The sequence below is a fragment of the Corynebacterium sp. 1103A genome (assembly GCF_055700955.1).
The window spans coordinates 102371-123368 of sequence record NZ_JASTTF010000008.1 but is presented as its reverse complement, the minus strand read 5'-3'; the positions used below and the strand labels follow the sequence as shown (position 1 = coordinate 123368).

The following is a 20998-nucleotide window of genomic DNA, read 5'->3' as shown; positions in this document are numbered from 1 at the left end:
CGGCGCCACCTGCCCAAAGGCCGAAAAATGGAGCAACGTGCCCAAGTAGCCACAGGTTGGCATAATTTGGGCACACTTAGGCACAATTAGGCACAAATGGCCCCGCACCAGGCGGGGCCAAGAGGAATGAGAGCCTAGTTGTTCGAGTTGACCAGTTCCTCGCTCTGGCGCTCGACACACTCGCGCTGCGCCTGCTCGTCCTGAAGGCTCAGGCACTCTTCGAAGTTGGCCTCGTTGAAGAACCAGCCGATGAAGAGCACCATGAGCACGCCGACGGCGACCGAAATCAGCGAGAGGATAAGGCCCACCACCGACATCCAGGTGCGGCGGGCCTCCTTCGGCTTCTTGGCGTTGCGCACGAGGGCCACGATGGCCAGCACCACGCCCACGACGCCCAGGAGAGCGCCTAAACCGCCGACAAGCAGGCCGACCAAGGCAACAATACCGATGATGAGAACGGCCAACGCCAGCTTCGACTTCTCGAAGTTCGGCGCGTTTTCGAAGCCTCCCTGGTACTGGGAGCCGCCGTAGCCGGCGGCCGGCGCGGCGTATGCGTTGCCCTCTGGCGAGGCCCCATAGGCGCCGCCGTCGAAGCCAGCGTTCGCCTCGCCGGTGCCGCCGTAACCGGCGCCGGTCTCGCCGGCGTGCTGCCCCTGGGCATCATTAGCACCCGGGCGGGAATCACCGTAGGACGGCAGGCCCTGGTTCGAGTCGTTGTTCTGGTCGTTCCCGTAAGGGTTGTTGGGAGTGGTCATTTCTACCCTCTTTCCTAGTGCTATAACTAACTATCCCGCCCCACAATAGCGAATAAGTAGATTACTTCGCAGCGCGAACGCTACCACGCGCGCAGGTACTCGATGCGCTCGCGCAGCTGCTCGGCGTTACACAGCGCGGTCGGCGGCCCGCCACAGGCCTTGCGCGCCTCGTTGTGGATGGCACCGTGCGGCCGCCCCTTGCGCCCGGCGGTGATGGAGACGACGGTGTTAAGTTCCTTGCGCAGCCGCGCGATTTCGTCGACGGCGACCTCCTCGTCCCCGCCGCCCTGCGGCTGCTGCTTCTGCTTCGGCGCGCTAGGCATGCCGTAGATCTGCCGCCGATGCTCCTCCGCCGCGGCCTCAGCCCGGCGCGCCTTCTCCCGCGCCTCCCGGGCGTCCATCTCTTCTTCCTGCTTCTTGCGCAGCAAGTCCTTGACCTGCTGCGCGTCCAACAACCCGGGGATGCCGAGGAAATCGGCCTGTTCCGCATCGTCAGTAAAGGCGGCGGTGTTGAAGGAGGAACCGTCGTAGATGAGCGAGGAGAACTCCGCGTCGGCGCCGAGCGACTCGTAGGGCTTGTCCAGGTCCGGCTCGGACTCCTTGCGGTTGGCCTGCTCTAGCAGCTCGTCGTCCCAGCCCTCCTTGGGCCGGTCCGGCTTGCCCAGGACGTGGTCACGGGACTTTTCCATGTTTTCGGCCAGCCCCAGCAGCACGGGCACCGAAGGCAGGAAGACCGAAGCGGTCTCGCCGGGCATGCGCGAGCGGACGAAGCGGCCGATGGCCTGGGCGAAAAACAGCGGCGTCGACGCCGAGGTCGCGTACACGCCCACGGCCAGCCGGGGCACGTCGACGCCCTCGGAGACCATGCGGACGGCGACCATCCACTCGTCGTTGCTCTCTGAGAACTCATCGATCCGCTCGGACGAACCCGGATCGTCGGACAGGATGACCGAGACCGGGGTGTTCGAAATGCCTTTGAGGATCTTTGCATAGGCACGGGCCGTCGTCGAGTCGGTGGCTAGCACGAGGCCGCCGGCATCGGGCATGCTGCGGCGCATCTGCATCAGGCGCGTGTGCGCGGCCTGCAGCACCGCGGGGATCCAGTCCCCCTTCGGGTCCAGGGCCGTGCGCCAGGCACGCGCGGTCTGCTCGGGGTTGAGGATGTCGCCTAGGCGCGCGGCGTACTCCTCGCCCGCGGAATCGCGCCAGCGGGCCTCACCGGAATACGCCAGAAAGACCACGGGGCGCACGACGCCATCGGCCAGCGCGTCGCCGTAGTTGTAGGCGTGGTCGGAGCGGGAAACCAGGTGGCCCTCCCCGTCCTGTTCGTAGCGCACGAAGGGGATCGGGGAATCGTCGGAGCGGAAGGGCGTACCGGTCAGCGCCAGACGGTGGTTGACGTCGTCGTAGGCCTCGCGCACGCCGTCGCCCCAGCTCTTGGCGTCGCCGGCGTGGTGGATCTCGTCCAGGATGACCAGTGTGCGCCGCGCGGAGGCGACCGCCCGGTGCTTGAACGGGTGCATGCCGACCTGGGCGTAGGTGACCACGATCCCGTCGTAGGCGGTGTTGACCGCCGAGGAGTTGGTGAAGTGCGCGTCCAGGGACATGCCGACGCGGGCGGCGGCGAACGACCACTGGATCTTCAGGTGCTCGGTGGGCACCACCACGATGACGCGTTCGACGGTCCGGTCTTCGAGCAGCTCGGTGGCCACGCGGAGGGCGAAGGTGGTCTTACCGGCGCCCGGCGTCGCCACGGCCATGAAGTCCTGGGGCTTGGTGCGCAAGAACTTCTCCAGCGCCTCCTGCTGCCATTGGCGGAGTTTGCCTTTGTTCTTGCCCGGAATCACTTGCGCCGCAGACCCTTAAAAATCCGCTCGCAGTCGGGGCAGACCGGCGAACCGGGCTTGGCTTGCTTGGTCACCGGGAAGGTCTCCCCACACAGCGCGACAACCATCTTGCCGTTGACCGCGGAGTCGAGAATCTGGTCCTTCTTTACGTAGTGGAAGAATTTCGGGGTGTCGTCATTCGGGGTGGACGTATCCTCCCGGACGTCTGGCCTTTCGATTGTTTTCGTCGTCGTACTCACAGCACCCCATTTTGCCGCAAGAGTGTGGATTAATGCGAGTCCCCAGCTACCCTAGGGAGGCATGGAACCGTACACCGTTGACAATCCGGACGGCGAACCCCCTGTTAAGGGCTCCCGCCGCCTCTTCCGGCGCGCCTCGGTGTCTCTGATTACGGATGCCAAGGTCGGCCCCGGCCAGGATCGCCACCATCGCGAGGTGGTCTACGCCATCCTGCAGTTTATCCGTATCCCCGCCCTGTTTATCTCCATCTACCTAGTCTACGCGCATCAGGCGTGGATCACGGCGGGGATTGTCTCCGGGCTCACGTTGCCGCTGCCGTGGGCGGCGGTGGTCATCGCCAACGGGCGCGGCCAGCCGAAGGACAAGCGCGAGCGCAACGTCTACAAGCCGGCGCTGGCTCGGCAGATGGCCGCCCAGCAGCGTGAGCAGGTGTCCGGCCAGCAGCGCGCGCAACTCGAGCAGCCGGACACCATCGACCACGACGACCAGAAGAACCCTTAAGAAGCAAGGAGCCTGCCTGCTATGCCCGCCACTGAACGCTTTTGTCTGCCGCTTCCGGACGATCTCTCCGCGCTGGCGGGTGAGCTCGCCGATGTCTTTACCTCCGCCGGTTTCGACGTGGCCGGTATTGCCGGCTACTTGGGCCCGGAGGTCACCGAGGCCCTGCACCGTGGCGAGTACGCCCCGGTGGCGCTGCGCTGCCGGGACAACAGCCAGATGGCGTGGCTTGTCCGCATCTTTTTGCTGCACGATGCCGTCCCCGCCACCGCCCTGGCCCAGGCCGTGGGCGCGCGGCTGGCCACGCAGCTGGTGGATACCGGCATCATGCGCGCGGACGATCACGGAACGGTCTACTGTGCGCTGGAGATTCGGCCGCAGATCATCGCCGGCCGGGAGCGCGTGGTCTTTTCTGACGTCGATGCCTCCCTGGTCGACCACGTGCCCGGCTCCCAGCACGTGGTGGGTGTGGGCGCGGCCAGCCTGTCGCTGCTGCAGTCCACTCCCCTCTCACCAGTCGGCACGGTGCTGGACCTGGGCACGGGTTCGGGCGTGCAGGTGCTCGGCCAGCTGGGTTGCGCGGAGTCGGTCACCGCGACCGATGTGAGCGAGCGCGCCTTGACACTGGCGCACGCGACGGTGGCCGCGGCCGGTGCCGGAGACCGGGTGGAGCTTGTGGAAGGTTCCTGGTTCGCGCCGGTGGCGGGCCGGCGTTTCGACCGCGTGGTGGCCAACCCGCCGTTCGTGGTGGGCCTGCCGGAGGTGGGCCACGTCTACCGCGACTCCGGGATGGAGCTGGACGGGGCCTCCGAGAAGGTGATCTCGGAGGTGGCGGACTACCTGAACCCGGGCGGTACCGCGCACCTGCTGGCGGCGTGGGTTCACCGCACCGACGAGAACTGGGCGCAGCGCGTGGCCAGCTGGCTGCCGTCGCACGGGGTGGCCGCGTGGGTCATCGAGCGCGACGTGGCGGACCCGGCGCTGTACGTGTCCACGTGGCTGCGCGACGAGTCCGTCGACGTGCGCACCCGCGCCGGCCGCAAGCGCAGCAAAGTCTGGTTGGAATACCTGTACGTCCACGACGTTACCGGCATCGGCTTCGGCTTCGTGGCGCTGCAGCGCATTGCTGACGATGCCCCCACCGAGGTCCTAGCGGAGTCGCTACCCCAGTCCTTTAGCGATCCGCTGGGCCCGGAAGTGGAGGAATACTTCGCCCGCGTGGCCTGGCTCCGCGAACTAGTACCCGGGGAAATTGAGACCAAGTACTTCGGGCTGCGCCCCGGTGTGGCCTTGGAGGACATCTCCGTCGCGGATGCCGAAAGCCATCAGGGCTTCGAGCCGGCGGTCAAGCGCCTGACCCGCACGGAGGGCCCGCGCTGGTCGCACGAGGTCGACGACGGACTAGCCGCGGTGGTAGCCGGGCTGCGTCCGAATGGGCTCAACCTGGGTGAGACCATCGCCTTGTACGCCGCCGCCCACGGGCTGGACGAGGAGGAGCTGGTGCGCTCGGCCGTACCGGCCATCGTGGACCTAATCCGGCACGGGCTGGTGCTGCCGGCAGAGTTCCTGGACTGAGCACCGGGGCAAATAGCCCCGGCGCAGGAAGCACGCAGCCGAGCAGGCAACGAGAAGAAAGGCACGAAAAAGAAATGAAGGCAGTGTTGACACGGGTATCGCGGGCGAGCGTGACCGTGGCGGGTGAGACGGTAGGCAGCATCGACTGCCCGGAGACCGGCGGGGTGCTGGCGCTGGTGGGGGTCTCGCGGGAGGACTGCGAGGACGAGTCCACGATGGCAGCTGCCGTGGAGAAGATGGCCCGGAAGATCGCCGAGCTGCGGATGCTCGACGGGGAAAAATCCGTGACGGATACCGGCGCGTCCGTCCTAGTGGTCAGCCAGTTCACCCTGTACGGCGCCACGGCGCGCGGGCGGCGACCCTCTTGGTCGACGGCGGCGCCGGCGGAGATGGCCGAGCCGGCCATTGTCGAGCTGGTTCGCCAGCTACGCTCCCGCGGCATCGCCGTGGCCGAGGGCCGCTTCGGCGCCATGATGGAAGTCAGCTCAGTCAACCAAGGACCCTTTACTTTGCTGGTAGAGACCTAGTTCGCCACCCCCAAAAGTTGGTGGGGGAACTAATCCGCACCACGAGCCGTTGAGTAGTTTGTAACCGGCGATACTTTAGGAGGCCCTAGATGACCACTTCCCACGACCAGGATTCATCTAAGCAAGACGCCACGGAGCAAGAAGTAGATCACGGTTCGCGCCGCGGACATACTAATGACAACCCTTCGGCCGACCTAGTGCGGGTGTACCTCAACGGCATCGGCAAGACCGCTCTTTTGTCCGCCGAGGACGAAGTCGAGCTGGCACAGGAAATCGAAATCGGCCTGTACGCCGAATACAAACTCAACAACGCGGAAAAGCTCACACGCGCCGAGAAGCGCGACTTGAAGATTCTCGTAAAGGAAGGCAAGAAGGCCCGCTCCCACCTACTGGAGGCGAACCTGCGCCTGGTGGTTTCCCTGGCGAAGCGCTACACCGGCCGCGGCATGCCGCTGCTGGATCTTATCCAGGAGGGCAACCTGGGCCTTATCCGCGCGATGGAGAAGTTTGACTACGCCAAGGGCTTTAAGTTCTCCACCTACGCCACTTGGTGGATCCGCCAGGCCATTACCCGCGGCATGGCCGACCAGTCGCGCACCATCCGCCTGCCCGTCCACCTGGTCGAGCAGGTCAACAAGCTCTCCCGCATCAAGCGTGAGATGTACCAGTCGCTGGGCCGCGAGGCCACGAACGAGGAGCTGTCGGAGGAATCCGGCATCGATGAGGACAAGATTGAAATGCTCCTGCGACAGTCCCGCGACCCGGTCTCGCTGGACATGCCGGTCGGCGCGGACGAGGAGGCCCCGTTGGGTGATTTCATCGAGGACGCCGAGGCTACCGATGCCGAAACGGCCGTCGTCGCCTCCCTGCGCCACTCCGATATCCGCTCGGTGATCGGCTCCCTGGAGCAGCGCGAGCAGGACGTCATCCGCCTGCGCTACGGCCTGGACGACGGCGTGCCGCGCACCCTGGACCAGATCGGCCGCCAGTTCGGCCTGTCGCGTGAGCGCGTGCGCCAGATCGAGCGCGAGGTCATGGCCAAGCTCCGCGACGGCCAGCGCGCTGACCGTCTGCGCGAGTACGCCCAGTAGATTTTTATCCACCGCCTCCCCGCCGCCGGACCTGAACTTTCAGGCCGGCGGTTTCGTCATTATCCATTCGCTTAAGCCAGTGCCGAATTGCGTTTATAGCCTTTACTGCGACAACGGGACCGCGGCGATATGCGCTAGACTATGGTGTATTAGTTTTGCCGCAGCTTAGGTTTAGCAATCCTGCGCTGTCAGCGATCATCCACTCCCCGGAATCAGAAAGGTGCCAGCCCACGTGAGGGACCTAGTCGATACCACCGAAATGTATCTGCGAACCATTTACGAGCTCGAGGAAGAGGGCATTACCCCGCTGCGTGCCCGCATCGCGGAGCGGCTCGAGCAGTCCGGCCCGACGGTCTCGCAGACCGTGGCCCGCATGGAACGCGACGGCCTTTTGCACGTGCGCACCGACCGGAGCCTGGATCTGACCCCGAGCGGGCGCGAGCTGGCGACCGCCGTGATGCGCAAGCACCGCCTGGCCGAGCGGCTGCTGACCGACGTACTGGGCCTGGACATCCACCAGGTCCACGACGAGGCCTGCCGCTGGGAGCACGTCATGAGTGAGGATGTGGAGCGCCGCGTCGTCGCCGTGCTGGATGATCCGGCGCGCTCCCCCTTCGGCAACCCGATCCCGGGCCTGGCGCAGCTGGGCACCAACGTGCCGGAGCAGTCCCAGGGCACGCGCGCCATTGACCTTCCGGAGGGCAAGGAGGTCACCGGCGTGGTCAGCCAGATCAATGAGATCCTGCAGGTCGACCACCAGCACTTCCGGGAGCTGCACGACGCCGGGATCGTCGTCGGCGCCGAAGTCACCGCGCTCAACAACGGCCGAGCTATCACCCTGACCACCAAGTCCGGGCAGGGCGTCGAGCTGCTCACCGACCTGGCCCACGCCGTGCGGATCGAGGAGTCTTAAGCCTTATGAAGCTTCTGGTCACCGGCGGCGCCGGTTATGTTGGCAGCGTCTGCGCCGCCGTTCTAATCGAGCGCGGCCACGACGTAACGATCATCGATGATTTTTCCACGGGCAACCGCGAGGCCGTCCCGGCGCAGGCGCGCCTGGTCGAGGGCCGCGTGGACGAGCTGGCCCAGTCGGTGCTGTCCGAGGGCGGCTTCGACGGCGTGCTGCACTTCGCCGCGCGTTCCCTGGTGGGAGAGTCCGTCGAGGTCCCGAACGAATACTGGCACGACAACGTCGGCACTGCCCTGGCCCTGCTAGATGCCATACGGGCTAACGACGTCAACAACCTCGTCTTCTCCTCCACGGCAGCCACCTACGGCGAGCCGGCGCAGGTGCCGATCACCGAGGACGCGCCGACCGCGCCGACGAACCCGTACGGGGCGACCAAGCTGTCCATCGACTACATGATCACATCGTACGCGAAGGCCTTCGGCCTGGCGGCGACCTCGCTGCGCTATTTCAACGTGGCCGGCGCCTACGGCTCCATCGGGGAAAACCGCGAGGTGGAAACCCACCTCATCCCCATCATCTTGCAGGTGGCCCTGGGACACCGCGACAAGATCTTCATCTTCGGCAACGACTGGGACACCAAGGACGGCACCGCGGTCCGCGACTATATCCATATCCGCGACCTGGCCGACGCCCACGTGCTGGCGCTGGAGAGCAACCAGCCAGGCACCCACCGAATTTACAACTTGGGCTCGGGCGACGGCTACTCGGTCAAGGAGGTCATTGCCGCCTGCCGCAAGGTCACCGGCCACCCCATCCCCGCCGAGGACGCCCCGCGGCGCGCGGGAGACCCGGCGGTGCTTATCGCTTCCTCCGAGAAGATCAAAAGCGAGCTGGGTTGGAACCCGACGCGCACGGACTTGGATACCATCGTCTCGGACGCGTGGGAGTTCACTCGCCAGCTCGGCGACAAGGCGCACTCGGCCCGCCGCCAATAGGCAAAAACCCACCGGCTAGGCCGCCCGCGGCTCGGAGGCGCAGCCGCAGCCCCCGTAGACGGCTGCCAGCCGGGCCTTCTCCGAGCCCTGGCGCACGCTGTCGATGAGGTGTTCGCTCAGCCCGCAGCGGAAAGCGCCGAGCAGCAACCGCAGGAAGGTGTGCTCGGGGAATTCCTTGCGGCCGACTATCAGCGCCGTGCTGGCCTTGTAGTAGACGCCCATCTGGATGGTGCAGACCGAGTAAACGGCCAGCGCGTTGGCGCGGATAGTCCCGCTAAAGGTCTGGGCCAGCGCCAGCATCAAGATTGCCGCAGCCGCGGGGTTGTCCAGGCAGCCGCGCAAGGCGACGTCGCGGGACTTGGTGCTGCCCATCCACACCGCGCCAGTAAACAGCAACTCGTCGTCCGCGAGGCAGTCGGCGGGGACGTCGATGTCGCTTAAGACCTCCGGAACGTCGTTGTCCATGGCCACGAGGTCGTAGCCGTAGGTGTGCCGGCCGCAGCAGGCATCGTTAGCGCAGGCGATGGCCAGCCGGCCGAGCGCGGCGAGTTCTTCCTGCTCCCCCAGGCGGTTGCGGCGCTGGAAGGGCTCGAAGCATTCCTGCCGGTCGAGCGCAGGCAGTTCGCCCTCGGCGATGCACGCGCGCATGCTGTGGGACTCCGTAATCGGCGCGACGCGGCCGTAGAGCCACGCGTCGCCGCCGGGGCCTTGGTGCAGCGCCGGGTTAACAAAAAGCTCCTCGTAGGGTTGGCCGACCTGGATTTCCGGCACCATCCACAGCCCCTCCAGGTCGACGCAGCACTGGTCTGGATCGTCGAGGAAGTTGATGAGTTCTGCCAGGTGGCGCTCCGGGCGGGTGCTGATGATAAATGCCAGGAAGATGTGGTCGGGGTAGTTGTCCAACAGGGCTAGTCCTTCCTCCCAGCCTTCTTCGACGTCGTCGATGCTTATGCGCAACAGTGGGCCGGGGACGAAGCTTTCGGTGCCGTCGTGGGCGGGCTGGAAGCTGACGATGACGAGGGATTCGGTCGGGTAGAAACCAAGGTTTCCGGGGATATCGGCAAGGATTTCGGCGGGTGTGTACATGCGTTCTTGTGAAGTAGTCATGCTGTCATCATCGGCGGGATTCCACCCGAGGTCGAGCGCTAGCGCTTCGCGCCTGTGGATAACCCGCCGTTTTTATATTCCACGTAATATATCGGCACGTTATCCACAGGCCGCGGCGCTTGCGGATGGTCTACAATAGCGCCAATGCGTTCCCGAAAAGCTTAAGGAATAAACCCGGCCGGCTAATCGTTGTTGCAGGTAAAAGAAGGAGGAAAAGACATGCCTGATGAAAATCGCCGCATGTACGAACTGGAGTATCCTGCCCCAGTAGTCGACCCCGCGAACGACGACGGCAACGGCCCCACCCTCGTAGTAGCCATGAGCGGCTACGCGGACGCCGGCCAGGCGGTCGACGCCAGCGCCGCGCACCTACTCGCCGCGCTCGAATCGCGCCCCGTGGCTGCGTTCAACAACGACGAACTCATTGACTACCGCTCGCGGCGCCCCGCGGTGACCATCGACGCCGACAGCCCAATGGAGATCGAGCAGCTCGACCTCAGCATGCGCGTGGTGCGCGACAACCGCGAAAATCCCTTCCTCCTGCTGTCCGGCCCCGAGCCCGACCTGCGCTGGGAAGGCTTTACCAACGCGGTGGCGGACCTGGCAGACAAGTTCAACGTCACGGACACCATCTGCCTCTACGCTGCCCCAATGCCGGTGCCCCACACCCGCCCGCTGGTGATTACCGCCCACGGCAACTCACGCCGGCTCAAGCAGCGGATGTTCAAGCTGGATTCCACCATGATGGTCCCGGGCTCGGCACAGCTCTACCTGGAAAAGGAGCTGGCCGACCGCGGTCGCAAGGTCGCCGGCTTTACTGTGCACGTGCCGCACTACCTGGCCTCTTCGCCGTACCCGCACGCCACGCTCCAGCTGCTGGAGTCCGTGGCCACGGCCGCGGGCCTGGACTTGCCGCTCGGCAGCCTGGAACACGACGTCGAGCGCGTCAACCAGCAGCTGGCCGAGCAGGTCGAGGACTCCGAGGAGGTCAACCAGGTCGTTCGCCAGCTCGAAGAGCAGTACGACTCCTTCCTCGAGCACTACCGCGACGAGCACCCGCAGGCCGTCCTGCCGGGCGAGCAGAACATGCCCACCGGCGAGGAAATCAGCGAGGAATTCGAGCGCTTCCTGGCCTACCTCGATGACCAGGACCCGGAGGTCCGCCGCGCCATTGAGCGCAACATGAACCACGGCCGCGACGACCAGGATCTGGACTCCGGGGCGGGGCCGGAGGATCGCGGCGAGGAGAGCTAGACGGGCCGCGCCCGGCGGTGACGGCGGTTGCGGCGATGACCTAGAGTGGTAGGCGTGACTTTAACGCAAATGCTGCCCGACCTCGCCGAAGTACCGGAGTCGCTCGTCGACACCGCCATCTGGGACACGTTTACCGCGTGGACCACCGCGCGCGGGATTTCGCTCTACCCGGCCCAGGAGGAGGCATCGTTAGGCATCCTCGCCGGGGACAACGTCATCCTGGCGACGCCGACGGGCTCCGGCAAGTCCATGGTGGCCAACGCCGCGCACTTCATCGCCCTGGCCCGCGGGCAGCGCAGCTTCTACACCGCGCCGATCAAGGCCCTGGTCAGCGAAAAATTCTTCGCGCTGTGCGAAATCTTCGGCGCGGAAAACGTCGGCATGATGACCGGCGACGCGACCGTTAACGGCAACGCCCCCATCATCGCCGCCACCGCGGAAATCGTGGCTAATATCGCACTACGCGACGGCCACGACGCGAAAATCGACCAGGTGGTCATGGACGAGTTCCACTACTACTCGGACCCGCAGCGCGGCTGGGCCTGGCAGGTCCCGCTCCTGGAGCTGGACCGAGCCCAGTTCCTCCTGATGTCCGCCACCCTGGGTGACACCACCTGGTTGGAAAAGGATCTCACCGAGCGCACTGGCCGCACCACGAACCTCGTGGCGGGCTCGGAGCGCCCGGTCCCGCTGGATTTCAGCTACACCTTCCTGGCCGCCCACGACACCATCGAGGAGCTGCTAAGCGTCGGCAAGGCGCCCATCTACGTGGTGCACTTCTCCCAGCGTGAGGCCGCCGAGCGCGCGCAGGCTCTGACCTCCCTCAAGGCGATGATTACACCGGAGGAAAAGGAGGCCATCGCCGGCGAGATTGGTAGTTTTAGGTTCACCACCACCTTCGGCAAGGACTTGTCGCGGCTGCTGCGCAAGGGGATTGGCATCCACCACGCCGGCATGCTGCCCAAGTACCGCCGCCTGGTGGAACGTCTCGCCCAGCGCGGCCTGCTGAAGGTTATCTGCGGCACCGACACCCTGGGCGTGGGCATCAACGTGCCCATCCGCACGGTGTTGATGACGGGCCTGGCGAAATTCGACGGCACGCGCCAGCGCATCTTGAAATCCCGCGAGTTCCACCAGATCGCCGGGCGCGCCGGCCGCGCCGGTTACGACACCGAGGGAACCGTGGTGGTCGAAGCACCCGAGCACGAGATCGAAAACGCCAAGGCCCGCCGCCGCGTGGGCGACGATCCGAAGCGGCTGAAGAAGCTTCGCAAAAAGGCCCCGCGCGACGGCGAGGTCTCCTGGTCTGAAAAAACCTTCGAGCGGCTGACCCACGCCGAGCCGGAGCAACTGACCTCGCAGTTCCGCATGTCGAACTCCATGCTGCTCAACGTCCTGGCCCGCCACGGCAACGGCTACGAGCACCTCAAGCACCTCCTGCGGACCAATCACGACACCCGCGCCCAGCAGAACCAGCACATCCTAACCACGCTGGACCTGTTCAAGGGCTTGCTCAACGCCGGCGTGGTCCAAAAGTCCACCAAAGGCCTGGACATCTACGGCCGGCCCTACCACCTGGTGCGCGAGCTGCCCCGGGACTTCGCGCTGAACCAGCCGCTCTCCCCCTTCGCGCTGGCGGCGCTGACGCTGCTGGATCCCGAGTCCGAGACCTTCACCCTGGACATCATCTCCTGTTTCGAGACCATCCTGGACGATCCCCGGCAGGTGCTCCAGGCCCAACAGAAGGCCCGCCGGGGCGAGGAGATCGCGGCGCTGAAGGCCGAGGGCGTGGACTATACCGAGCGCATGGCCATCGTCGAGGAGATCACCTGGCCCAAGCCCCTCGAGGAGCTGCTGGACCATGCCTTCGAGTCTTTCTGCGAGGGCAACCCGTGGGCCCTGGAATTCGACATCGCACCCAAGTCGGTTTTGCGCGAGATGATCGAGAAGGCCATGACGTTCTCCGACCTGGTCGCCACCTACGGGCTGGCCCGCTCCGAGGGCGTAATCTTGCGCTACCTGACAGACTGCTGGCGCACGCTCAAACAGTCCGTGCCGCAGGAGTACATGACCGAGCAGCTCGCCGACATCCTGGAATGGTTGGGCGAGCTCATCCGCCAGGTCGACAGCTCCCTGGTCGACGAGTGGGCGCAGATGGCCGGCGAGGACTCCCCAGTCGACCAAGCCACGGTCGACCGGGAGCTGGCCTTCGGCGTGGAGGACCCGACCGCGCTGACGTCCAACAAACGCGCGTTTACCATCATGGTGCGCAACTACTTCTTCCGCCTAGTCCAGCTCTTCGCCTTCGAGAAGGAGGACCGCCTAGCCGAGCTCCTCGACTATCTGGACGAGGTCCCCGATTTCGGCGCGGCGCTGGACGATTACTTCGACGAATACGCCGACATCGACTCCGGCCCCGCCGCCCGCGGCCCGGAGTACTTCCGCCTGGCAGAAACCCTCCCGCGCACGTGGAACGTGCGCCAGATTATCAAGGACCCGGACGGCGACAACGCCTACGCGCTGGTCGGCACCGTCGACCTGGACGCCTCCGACGAGGCCGGCGAGGTCCGCCTGTCCAGCCTAAGCGTGGACTACTAAAGCGCCTGCTCCCCACAAGGCCCGAAAACACCCGCCCGGGCTCTTCGTAGAGCCTCCGGGCGGGTGCGTGCTTTAGAGCGCGGCGCTAAATTTAGCGGGCTGCTTCAATCTGGACGGTCTGGGCAACGGCCTGGACGACGGCGCCGACCTTGACGGCCTCCCAGATCTGCTCCTTGGTCAGGCCGGCTTCCTGCAGCTCGTGCGCGTGAGCGGCCAGGCAGTGCTCGCAGCCGTTGATGGCGGAGACCACGGTGTTCCACAGCTCGAAGTTGGCCTTCTCCACGCCCGGCTTCGAGATGATGTTCATGCGCAGGCCGAACTTGACCTGGGCGTAGTCGTCGCCGAGCCAGCCCTTGGCGCGGTAGGCAACGTTGTTCATCGCCATGACGGTAGCAGCGCCCAGGGCAGCCTCGACGGCCTCGTCGGACAGGTGCTCCTTGGCCTCTTCCATGATCTCGGAGAGGACGGTGTCGTTGCGGGTGGCGGCGGCAGCGGCCAGCAGGGAGCCCCAGAGCTGCTCCTCGTTGAGCTCGGTGCTGCGAGTCAGGGTACCCAGGTTCAGCTTCTGGTCCTTGGCGTACTCGGGCATGGAGCTCTTCAGGTTATCAATAGACAAGACTATTCTCCTTCTGGTTTTTAATAAGTATTTTTCAACGGGGTTGACGCAAAGACCCCGCCGGAGCGGACTTCGACGGGGTCCATGGCTTGAGTCTTACTTCAGGGATTCCTGAACGACGTCCATCTTGTTGATGTTCTTGGTCGGGTCGTTAGCCTCCCAGTTGCAAGCGCAGACCTCTTCGGACTGCAGGGCGTCGAGCACGCGGAGAATTTCGTCCACATTGCGGCCCACAGCGTCCGGGGTCACGGACACGAACTGAATGATGCCGTCCGGGTCGATAATGAAAGTGGCGCGATCAGCGACACCGTCAGCGTTCTCGACACCCAGCGCACGGATAAGGTCGTGGCGGACGTCGGAGAACATCGGGAACGGAACGGACTTCAGGTCCGGGTGGGTGGCGCGCCAGTTGAAGTGAGCGAACTCGTTGTCGGTGGAGCCACCCAGGACCTGGGTGTCGCGGTCCTGGAACTCTTCGTCCAGCTTGCCGAATGCCGCAATTTCGGTCGGACAGACGAAGGTGAAGTCCTTCGGATAGAAGAAGACGATCTTCCACTTGCCTTCGTACTTATCCAGCGAAACCTGCTCGAAGTAGTCCTCCGGCTGCTGGGCGTTCACGTCGTGCAGGTCGCCACCGGTGAGCGCGGTCAGGTTGAACTCCGGGAACTTTTCCCCAACGGTCAAGATAGGCATTGTTGACAACATCTCCTTTAATGAGGTTGCTTAGTCCAGATTTGTGGTCTGCGGCCGCCTTAGCAGCCAACAGCCTCCATTATGCCTATCAGTTTCCGGAACGTCAATAGACCGTCCTATTTATTAATGATATAATGATAAGTATGCATAATAAAGAATACCGTCCTACCCTCGCTCAGCTGCGCACATTCGTCACTATCGCCGAAAATAAACACTTCGGCACGGCTGCCCAAAAGCTCCAGATTTCCCAGCCTTCTTTGTCCCAGGCGCTGGTCGCCCTGGAGCAAGGCCTCGACATCCAATTAATTGAACGCTCCACCCGTCGGGTCATCGTCACCGCCGCCGGCGAGAAGCTCCTGCCCTACGCCAAGGCCACCCTGGAGGCCGCCAACGCCTTCTTCGCCCACGCGCGCGGCGCCCACGGGGAGCTCTCCGGCCCCCTGACTATCGGCGCTATCCCGACCGTGGCCCCGTACATCCTCCCGGACCTGCTGAAGAACCTGCACAGCAAGTTCGCCGACATGGAGCCGCGGATCGTCGAAGAACAGACCGAGCACCTGCTCCAACGCCTGCGCGACGGCCAGCTGGACCTTGCCATCATCGCCCTGCCGTCGGAGGCCTCCGGGCTGGTGGAAGTCCCCCTCTACACCGAGGACTTCGCCGTGGTAGTGCCCAACGAGCACCCGCTGGCCGGCCGCGAGGACCTGAAGCTCGACGACCTGGACTCGCTGGATCTGCTGCTGCTCGACGACGGCCACTGCCTGCGCGATCAGATCGTGGACCTGTGCCGCCAGGCGAAGATCAACCCGTCGGAGGCCACCAACTCGGTGACCCGGGCATCGTCGCTAACCACCATCGTGCAGCTGGTCATCGCGGGCCTCGGCGCCACCCTGGTGCCGGAGTCAGCCCTGGCCGCGGAGGCCAACCACCCGCAGCTGGGCATCGCTCGCTTTGATAACTCCGTGACCGCCCAGCGCCAGATCGGCATAGTCTTCCGCAACTCCGCCGCCCGCGCCGATGAGTTCCGCGAGTTCGGCGAGACCGTCAAGGACGCCTTTGATAAGGCCCTGACCCGCTCCCGCGAGTCCATCCAGTAACCCAAAACAACCTAAAACGCCACAAAGACTTCACCCCGCCGCGGGGCACAACTAGGTGCTCCCGGGCAGGGTGAAGTCTTTACTAAACGCCTCCTAGAGGCCAACGCTGGCCGCACACGAGCGGTACATGTGCGCCTGGGCCAGCAGCACGATGGCCGCCACGATGCTGGCGCCCAGCATGACGACGATGGACATGATGATGACGCCCACGACGCCAAAGCTGATAAAGAGCAGGCTCAACAGCGCCACACCCAGCATGATGCCGAAGGAAATCAGGCCCACCAGCAGGCTGAACAGCAACAGCTGCAGGTAGTTCTTCTTACCGGCGGCAAAGCCCGTCGAGAAGGAGGCGCCGAACCCGGTCTTGCCGTCCGCCGCGAACCACGCCATCAGCGTAAACAGCGGGGACAGGAAGAAGGTGAGCAGGGCAAAGGTCGAGAAGAAGGCGAAGACACCCGCGAAGACGCTCGGATCCACCTCGGCCGGGTCGGTGGTTTCGCTCATCTCGGTGAAGCCGCTCAGCTGCATTCCGCCCACCATGATGATGGTGATAATCCCCTGGACCACCAGGTAGACGCCGGCGGCAACCCAGTGCACGTCCTTGCCGAGGGCGCCGAATCCCGGCCGCGGCTCGTCGACGTGCCAGGTGGCAAACCGGTACAGCACCGGAGTAACGACCAGCGAGATCACCAGACTAAGCAGGCTGGTGACCATGGAGTTGCCCGAGTACGCGGTCTCGAAATTCCCGCCGGTGAGCAAGGAAATACCCATCGAGAGGATCGCCCCGGCCATGCCCAGGACCAGCGCCAGCGGCACCAGCGTCTTCCAGTTGCGGCCGAAGGCGGAAAAGCCCCACCCGATGGACCGGACCGCCTGTGGGCGCTGCGGCCCATGCAGGTAGTCGGCGTAGCCACCCGCGTAGCCCTGCCCGCCCGCGTAACCGTAGCCCGGGGCCTCATGCTCGCCGGGGAAAGCGGAGCCGAAATTCGGGTTGTCCTCCGGGTGGTTGGTCGGCTCGTAGCGCGGAAGGTCGCCGAAGGATTCGTTCGGCGACTGCCCGTCGCGCGGATCGTTCGGGGTGGTCATGGTGGGTCCTTTCTGACAATCATCAACTGAATGCGGCGGGAACTGGCTACCCAGTGACGGTATCATCCATCCGGCCTGCGCGTTCCATCTGTTCCGAAAGAGTGTCCCAATAGTTACCGGTTTGAGCCCTAGCCCGGCGCCATGAGTAGAATTAGCTGCGACAATGGCTAATACACACAAGGACCCGCAAGACCCCCGCTCCGCGCGCGACAACTCTCCCGCTGCGCCCAGCCACGACGATCTTTACGCCCGGTTGGCAAACGTGCGCAGCGCCGACGAGCGTTCGTTCCGGCGCCGTCTGAAAAAGGCGCGCTCCCCGCACGCGTTGTCGGCGATCTCCGCCGACATCGACGCCGCCGAAGAACGCGTGCGCGGCATCGACCGCCTGGTGCCGGAAATCGTCTACCCGGATAGCCTGCCGGTTAGCGCCCGCAAGGACGACATCGCGCAGGCGATCGACAACAACCAGGTGGTCATCATCGCCGGCGAGACCGGCTCCGGCAAGACCACCCAGATCCCGAAGATCTGCCTCGAGCTGGGCCGCGGCCGCCGCGGGCTCATCGGCCACACGCAGCCGCGGCGCCTGGCGGCCCGCACGGTGGCCGAGCGGATTGCCGATGAGCTGGGCCAGAAGATAGGGCAGACCGTTGGCTACGCCATCCGCTTCGACGACCAGGTCTCCAAGTCCACCGCCGTCAAGCTAATGACGGACGGCATCCTGCTAGCAGAGATGCAGCGCGATCGCTTCCTCAACGCCTACGACACCATCATCATCGACGAGGCCCACGAGCGCTCGCTGAATATCGACTTCCTTCTGGGCTACCTCAAGCGGCTGCTGCCCAAGCGCCCGGACCTGAAGGTGATTATTACCTCGGCGACCATCGATCCGGAGCGTTTCGCCCAACACTTCGCCAGCTCGGAGGGCCCCGCGCCCATCATCGAGGTCTCCGGCCGCACCTACCCCGTCGAGATCCGCTACCGGCCCCTGGAATTCGAGGCCGGCGGCAAGGTAGTCGACCAGGATCCGCTGGACAGACTCATCGAGGCCCTGAACGAGCTCATGGCCGAAGGCGACGGCGATATTTTGTGCTTCTTCCCCGGCGAGCGCGACATCCGCGACGCCATGGAGGTCATCGAGGCCAAGAAGTGGAAAGGCGTGGAGGTCATTCCCCTCTTCGGCCGCCTGTCCAACCAGGAGCAGCACCGGGTCTTTAGCCCGCACTCGGGCCGGCGCATCGTGCTGTCCACCAACATCGCGGAGACCTCCCTGACGGTGCCCGGCATCCGCTACGTCGTGGACACCGGCACCGCGCGTATCTCACGCTACTCCACGCGCACCAAGGTCCAGCGCCTGCCCATCGAGCCCATCTCGCAGGCCAGCGCAAACCAACGCTCCGGACGCTGCGGGCGTGTGGCCGACGGTATCGCCATCCGCTTGTACTCGGAGCAGGATTTCCTCTCGCGGCCGGAGTTCACGGACCCGGAAATCCTGCGCACCAACCTGGCCAGCGTTATCCTGCAGATGGTCTCCCTGCGGCTGGGCGATATCTCCCGCTTCCCCTTCGTTCAGCCGCCGGCGGACAAGGCGGTGCGCGACGGCATCGCCCTGCTCAACGAGCTCGGCGCCTTGGGCACGGCCGACAAGAACGGACTGCCCACGCTGACCAAGACCGGCGCTACGCTGGCGCGCATCCCGGTGGATCCGCGCATGGGCCGGATGCTAGTGGAGGCCCACAAGCTGGGCTGCCTGCACGATGTCATCGTCATCGTGGCGGCCATGACCATCCAGGACGTCCGCGAGCGCCCCTTAGAAAAGCAGGCCCAGGCCGACCAGGCGCACGCGCGGTTCAAGGACAAGACCTCGGATTTCTTAAGCCAGCTCAAGCTATGGGACTACATCAAAGACTCCCGCAACGAAAAGTCCGGCAACGCCTTCCGCAAGCAGATGAAGGCGGAATACCTGCACTACATACGCATCCGCGAGTGGTTCGACCTGGTGCGCCAGCTGCGCGAGGTAGCCAAGCAGCTCAAGTGGACCGCACAGGAATCCGGCAAGCGGGCCGATAACGCCATCCACCAGGCGCTGCTGTCCGGCTTGCTGTCCAATGTCGGCGCCCGCGACGGAAACTCCAAGGAGTTCCACGGAGCTCGTAACACGCGCTTTATGGTCTTCCCCGGCTCCGCGCTGGCGAAGAAGCCGCCGGAGTTCGTCATGGCCGCCGAGCTCGTGGAGACCTCCCGGCTGTGGGCGCGCGATGTCGCCCAGATCGATCCCGCCTGGGTCGAGCGCTTGGCCTCCGACTTGCTCAAGCACAGCTATTCCGACCCGGTCTGGTCCACCAAGCGGGCCACGGCGATGGTCAAGCAGAAGTCGACGCTCTATGGCGTGCCGGTGGTCCACGACCGCTCGGTGCCTTACCACCGCGTCGACCAGGCCGCGGCCCGGGACCTGTTCATCCGGCACGCGCTCATCGGCGGCGAGTGGAATACCCACCATTCCTTCTTCCACGACAACGTAGCAAAGCTCGACAAGGCGGCCGAGTACGAGGACAAAGCCCGCCGCCGCGGCCTGGTAGCGGACGAGGACGCCCTCTTTGCCTTCTACGACGAGCGTCTGCCCGCCAATATCACCAGCGGCAAGTACTTCGACTCTTGGTGGAAGAAGGAGCACCGCGCCCACCCCGCGCTGCTGGACTTCGATCCGGAAGCGCTAGTCAATGACGACGATAACCGCGTGACCGAGGAGGACTTCCCCGATACCTGGCGCGCAGGCGACGTGCAGCTAGACCTGTCGTACCACTTCAGCCCTGGCGATCCCATGGACGGCGTGACCATCCAGGTGCCGGTGCCCATGCTAGCCGGCCTGGACACGACCGGCTTCGATTGGCTGGTGCCGGGCCTGCGCTTAGAGCTGGTCACCGAGCTCATCCGCAGCCTGCCGAAGGCCCTGCGCCGCACGGTGGTGCCCGCCCCGGAGTTCGCGGCGCGCGCCTTGGACAAGCTGGTCCCCTACGCGGGCCCGATCACGGAGGAGCTCGCCGATGTCCTGCGCGAGCTCGGCGGACAAGGCATCAACGCCGTGGATTTCCGCCCGCAGTCGCTGCCCGACCACCTCTGCATGAACTACGCGGCCATCGATAAGCGGGGCAAGGTCATCGACTCCGACCGCGATCTCTCCGCGCTGGTGCACCGCCAAGCCGGCTCCATCCGCTCCTCCGTGGCCAAGGCCAGCCGCACCTCCTCCTCACCCGCGGTGAAGGAATGGCACGCCGATAACCTGGGCGATATCGACGACGAGATTCACACCACGGTGGACGGCCACGAGGTCACCGCCTACCCGGCGCTGGTCGCCACGAAAGACGGAGTCGAGGTCAAGGTCCACCCCACCAAGGCTGCGGCCGATGCCGCCATGCTGACCACGACGCTGACCTTGCTCATGCGGGAAATCACCGTCAACCCGCGCCCCATGGTCAAGGGCCTGCCCTTGCAGCAACGCGTGGCCATCGACAACTACCCGCACGGCGGCGCCGAGGGCTTGGTCTCCGACGCCCGCGTGGCCGCCATCCGCGACCTCATGCTGGAGGCCGGCGGGCCGGTGCGTTCCCCGGAGAAGTTCGACCAGCTGCGCAAAAAGGTTGCCCCGGCGGTTCCCGGGCGCGTGCGGCAGATGGTCGTCGCCATCGCCCCGGGCCTGGTCGAATACGGCCGCGTCACCGACGAGCTCAACAAGTGGACCGGCCCGGCCATTGACGACCTTCGCGCCCAGCTGGATTTCCTGCTTCCCCCGCAGGCGATCACGAAAAACGGCATCGAGCACCTGCGGCACCTGCCACGCTACCTGCAGGCCGTGCGCATCCGGCTGGAGGAGATGAACCTGGATCCGGACAAGGACGCGGACCGCCAGGACGAGGTCGAAGAGGCCAAGGCCTACCTCAACAATCGCCTGCGTTCCCTGCCGGCCGGCCGCTCCAAGACCAAGGCGGTACGCGAAATCTACTGGATGATAGAGGAACTCCGAGTCTCCCTGTTCGCCCAGCGCCTCGGCACCGCGCACGCGGTGTCCCTGCGGCGCATCCAAAAGGCGGTCGATAAGCTGGCCTAGCGCCGCA

17 protein-coding genes are annotated in these 20998 nt (G+C 65.1%); 10 read left to right on the top strand and 7 right to left on the bottom strand.

Annotated elements, in window-relative coordinates; genetic code table 11:
- Positions 1-134 precede the first annotated feature (134 nt).
- From QQS52_RS07550 to QQS52_RS07540, 3 genes are all read right to left on the bottom strand, one after another.
- On the bottom strand, positions 135-755 hold the full coding sequence (locus QQS52_RS07550; RefSeq protein WP_472773278.1) for a hypothetical protein: 621 nt from the start codon (positions 753-755) through the stop codon (positions 135-137).
- Positions 756-835: 80 nt separating this feature from the next.
- Positions 836-2599, bottom strand: coding sequence for a DEAD/DEAH box helicase (locus QQS52_RS07545; RefSeq protein ID WP_472773289.1), 1764 nt, complete (start codon positions 2597-2599; stop codon positions 836-838).
- Entirely contained in the window at positions 2599-2841 is a 243-nt protein-coding gene (locus QQS52_RS07540; protein ID WP_070768436.1) for a DUF3039 domain-containing protein, read from the bottom strand. The genes QQS52_RS07545 and QQS52_RS07540 overlap by 1 nt, the downstream gene beginning before the upstream one ends.
- A gap of 61 nt (positions 2842-2902) precedes the next feature.
- Here QQS52_RS07540 and QQS52_RS07535 point away from each other — a divergent pair, with 61 nt between their 5' ends.
- From QQS52_RS07535 to galE, 6 genes are all read left to right on the top strand, one after another.
- On the top strand, positions 2903-3343 hold the full coding sequence (locus tag QQS52_RS07535; RefSeq protein WP_472773277.1) for a DUF3099 domain-containing protein: 441 nt from the start codon (positions 2903-2905) through the stop codon (positions 3341-3343).
- A 21-nt stretch (positions 3344-3364) separates the two neighbouring features.
- Positions 3365-4915 (top strand): DUF7782 domain-containing protein, encoded by a 1551-nt coding sequence (locus QQS52_RS07530; RefSeq protein WP_472773276.1) that lies wholly within the window; start codon positions 3365-3367, stop codon positions 4913-4915.
- A 74-nt stretch (positions 4916-4989) separates the two neighbouring features.
- Positions 4990-5442, top strand: coding sequence for a D-aminoacyl-tRNA deacylase (gene dtd, locus QQS52_RS07525; RefSeq protein ID WP_472773275.1), 453 nt, complete (start codon positions 4990-4992; stop codon positions 5440-5442).
- An 89-nt stretch (positions 5443-5531) separates the two neighbouring features.
- On the top strand, positions 5532-6533 hold the full coding sequence (locus QQS52_RS07520) for a sigma-70 family RNA polymerase sigma factor (protein WP_070768439.1): 1002 nt from the start codon (positions 5532-5534) through the stop codon (positions 6531-6533).
- A 232-nt stretch (positions 6534-6765) separates the two neighbouring features.
- Positions 6766-7446, top strand: a complete 681-nt coding sequence (locus tag QQS52_RS07515) for a metal-dependent transcriptional regulator (RefSeq protein WP_472773274.1) — start codon at positions 6766-6768, stop codon at positions 7444-7446.
- A 5-nt stretch (positions 7447-7451) separates the two neighbouring features.
- Complete coding sequence (gene galE, locus QQS52_RS07510) at positions 7452-8438, top strand: UDP-glucose 4-epimerase GalE (protein WP_472773273.1); 987 nt, start codon at positions 7452-7454, stop codon at positions 8436-8438.
- Positions 8439-8453: 15 nt separating this feature from the next.
- Here the strand turns inward: galE and QQS52_RS07505 are convergent, their stop codons facing one another.
- Complete coding sequence (locus QQS52_RS07505; protein ID WP_472773272.1) at positions 8454-9545, bottom strand: DUF4192 domain-containing protein; 1092 nt, start codon at positions 9543-9545, stop codon at positions 8454-8456.
- A 219-nt stretch (positions 9546-9764) separates the two neighbouring features.
- Here QQS52_RS07505 and QQS52_RS07500 point away from each other — a divergent pair, with 219 nt between their 5' ends.
- Both QQS52_RS07500 and QQS52_RS07495 read left to right on the top strand, forming a co-directional pair.
- Positions 9765-10799, top strand: coding sequence for a PAC2 family protein (locus tag QQS52_RS07500; protein ID WP_472773271.1), 1035 nt, complete (start codon positions 9765-9767; stop codon positions 10797-10799).
- Positions 10800-10853: 54 nt separating this feature from the next.
- Entirely contained in the window at positions 10854-13397 is a 2544-nt protein-coding gene (locus QQS52_RS07495; protein WP_472773270.1) for a DEAD/DEAH box helicase, read from the top strand.
- A 91-nt stretch (positions 13398-13488) separates the two neighbouring features.
- Here QQS52_RS07495 and ahpD read toward each other — a convergent pair whose 3' ends face one another.
- Together ahpD and QQS52_RS07485 are read right to left on the bottom strand one after the other, a co-directional pair.
- Entirely contained in the window at positions 13489-14013 is a 525-nt protein-coding gene (ahpD, locus tag QQS52_RS07490) for an alkylhydroperoxidase, AhpD family (RefSeq protein ID WP_448232743.1), read from the bottom strand.
- 96 nt (positions 14014-14109) lie between these two features.
- Entirely contained in the window at positions 14110-14706 is a 597-nt protein-coding gene (locus QQS52_RS07485) for a peroxiredoxin (RefSeq protein WP_472773269.1), read from the bottom strand.
- Between the two features lie 143 nt (positions 14707-14849).
- Here QQS52_RS07485 and QQS52_RS07480 point away from each other — a divergent pair, with 143 nt between their 5' ends.
- A complete protein-coding gene (locus tag QQS52_RS07480; protein ID WP_472773268.1) occupies positions 14850-15803 on the top strand; it encodes a LysR substrate-binding domain-containing protein in 954 nt (317 codons plus the stop codon).
- Positions 15804-15896: 93 nt separating this feature from the next.
- On the opposite strand, the gene QQS52_RS07475 is transcribed toward QQS52_RS07480, so the two are convergent.
- The gene (locus QQS52_RS07475; protein WP_472773267.1) at positions 15897-16889 is read right to left on the bottom strand and encodes a hypothetical protein; all 993 of its coding nucleotides are present in this window, start codon (positions 16887-16889) and stop codon (positions 15897-15899) included.
- Between the two features lie 163 nt (positions 16890-17052).
- Between QQS52_RS07475 and hrpA the strand changes: the two genes are divergently transcribed.
- Entirely contained in the window at positions 17053-20991 is a 3939-nt protein-coding gene (gene hrpA / locus QQS52_RS07470; protein WP_472773266.1) for an ATP-dependent RNA helicase HrpA, read from the top strand.
- The last annotated feature ends 7 nt before the right edge of the window (positions 20992-20998 follow it).

Excerpts from the sequence above, each read along its gene's own strand:
- QQS52_RS07550 (WP_472773278.1), bottom strand. The coding sequence starts at position 755 with ATGACCACTCCCAACAACCCTTACGGGAACGACCAGAACAACGACTCG.
- QQS52_RS07535 (WP_472773277.1), top strand. The coding sequence starts at position 2,903 with ATGGAACCGTACACCGTTGACAATCCGGACGGCGAACCCCCTGTTAAG.
- QQS52_RS07530 (WP_472773276.1), top strand. The coding sequence starts at position 3,365 with ATGCCCGCCACTGAACGCTTTTGTCTGCCGCTTCCGGACGATCTCTCC.
- dtd (WP_472773275.1), top strand. The coding sequence starts at position 4,990 with ATGAAGGCAGTGTTGACACGGGTATCGCGGGCGAGCGTGACCGTGGCG.
- QQS52_RS07520 (WP_070768439.1), top strand. The coding sequence starts at position 5,532 with ATGACCACTTCCCACGACCAGGATTCATCTAAGCAAGACGCCACGGAG.
- galE (WP_472773273.1), top strand. The coding sequence starts at position 7,452 with ATGAAGCTTCTGGTCACCGGCGGCGCCGGTTATGTTGGCAGCGTCTGC.
- QQS52_RS07505 (WP_472773272.1), bottom strand. The coding sequence starts at position 9,545 with ATGACTACTTCACAAGAACGCATGTACACACCCGCCGAAATCCTTGCC.
- QQS52_RS07500 (WP_472773271.1), top strand. The coding sequence starts at position 9,765 with ATGCCTGATGAAAATCGCCGCATGTACGAACTGGAGTATCCTGCCCCA.
- QQS52_RS07485 (WP_472773269.1), bottom strand. The coding sequence starts at position 14,706 with ATGCCTATCTTGACCGTTGGGGAAAAGTTCCCGGAGTTCAACCTGACC.
- QQS52_RS07480 (WP_472773268.1), top strand. The coding sequence starts at position 14,850 with ATGCATAATAAAGAATACCGTCCTACCCTCGCTCAGCTGCGCACATTC.
- QQS52_RS07475 (WP_472773267.1), bottom strand. The coding sequence starts at position 16,889 with ATGACCACCCCGAACGATCCGCGCGACGGGCAGTCGCCGAACGAATCC.
- hrpA (WP_472773266.1), top strand. The coding sequence starts at position 17,053 with ATGGCTAATACACACAAGGACCCGCAAGACCCCCGCTCCGCGCGCGAC.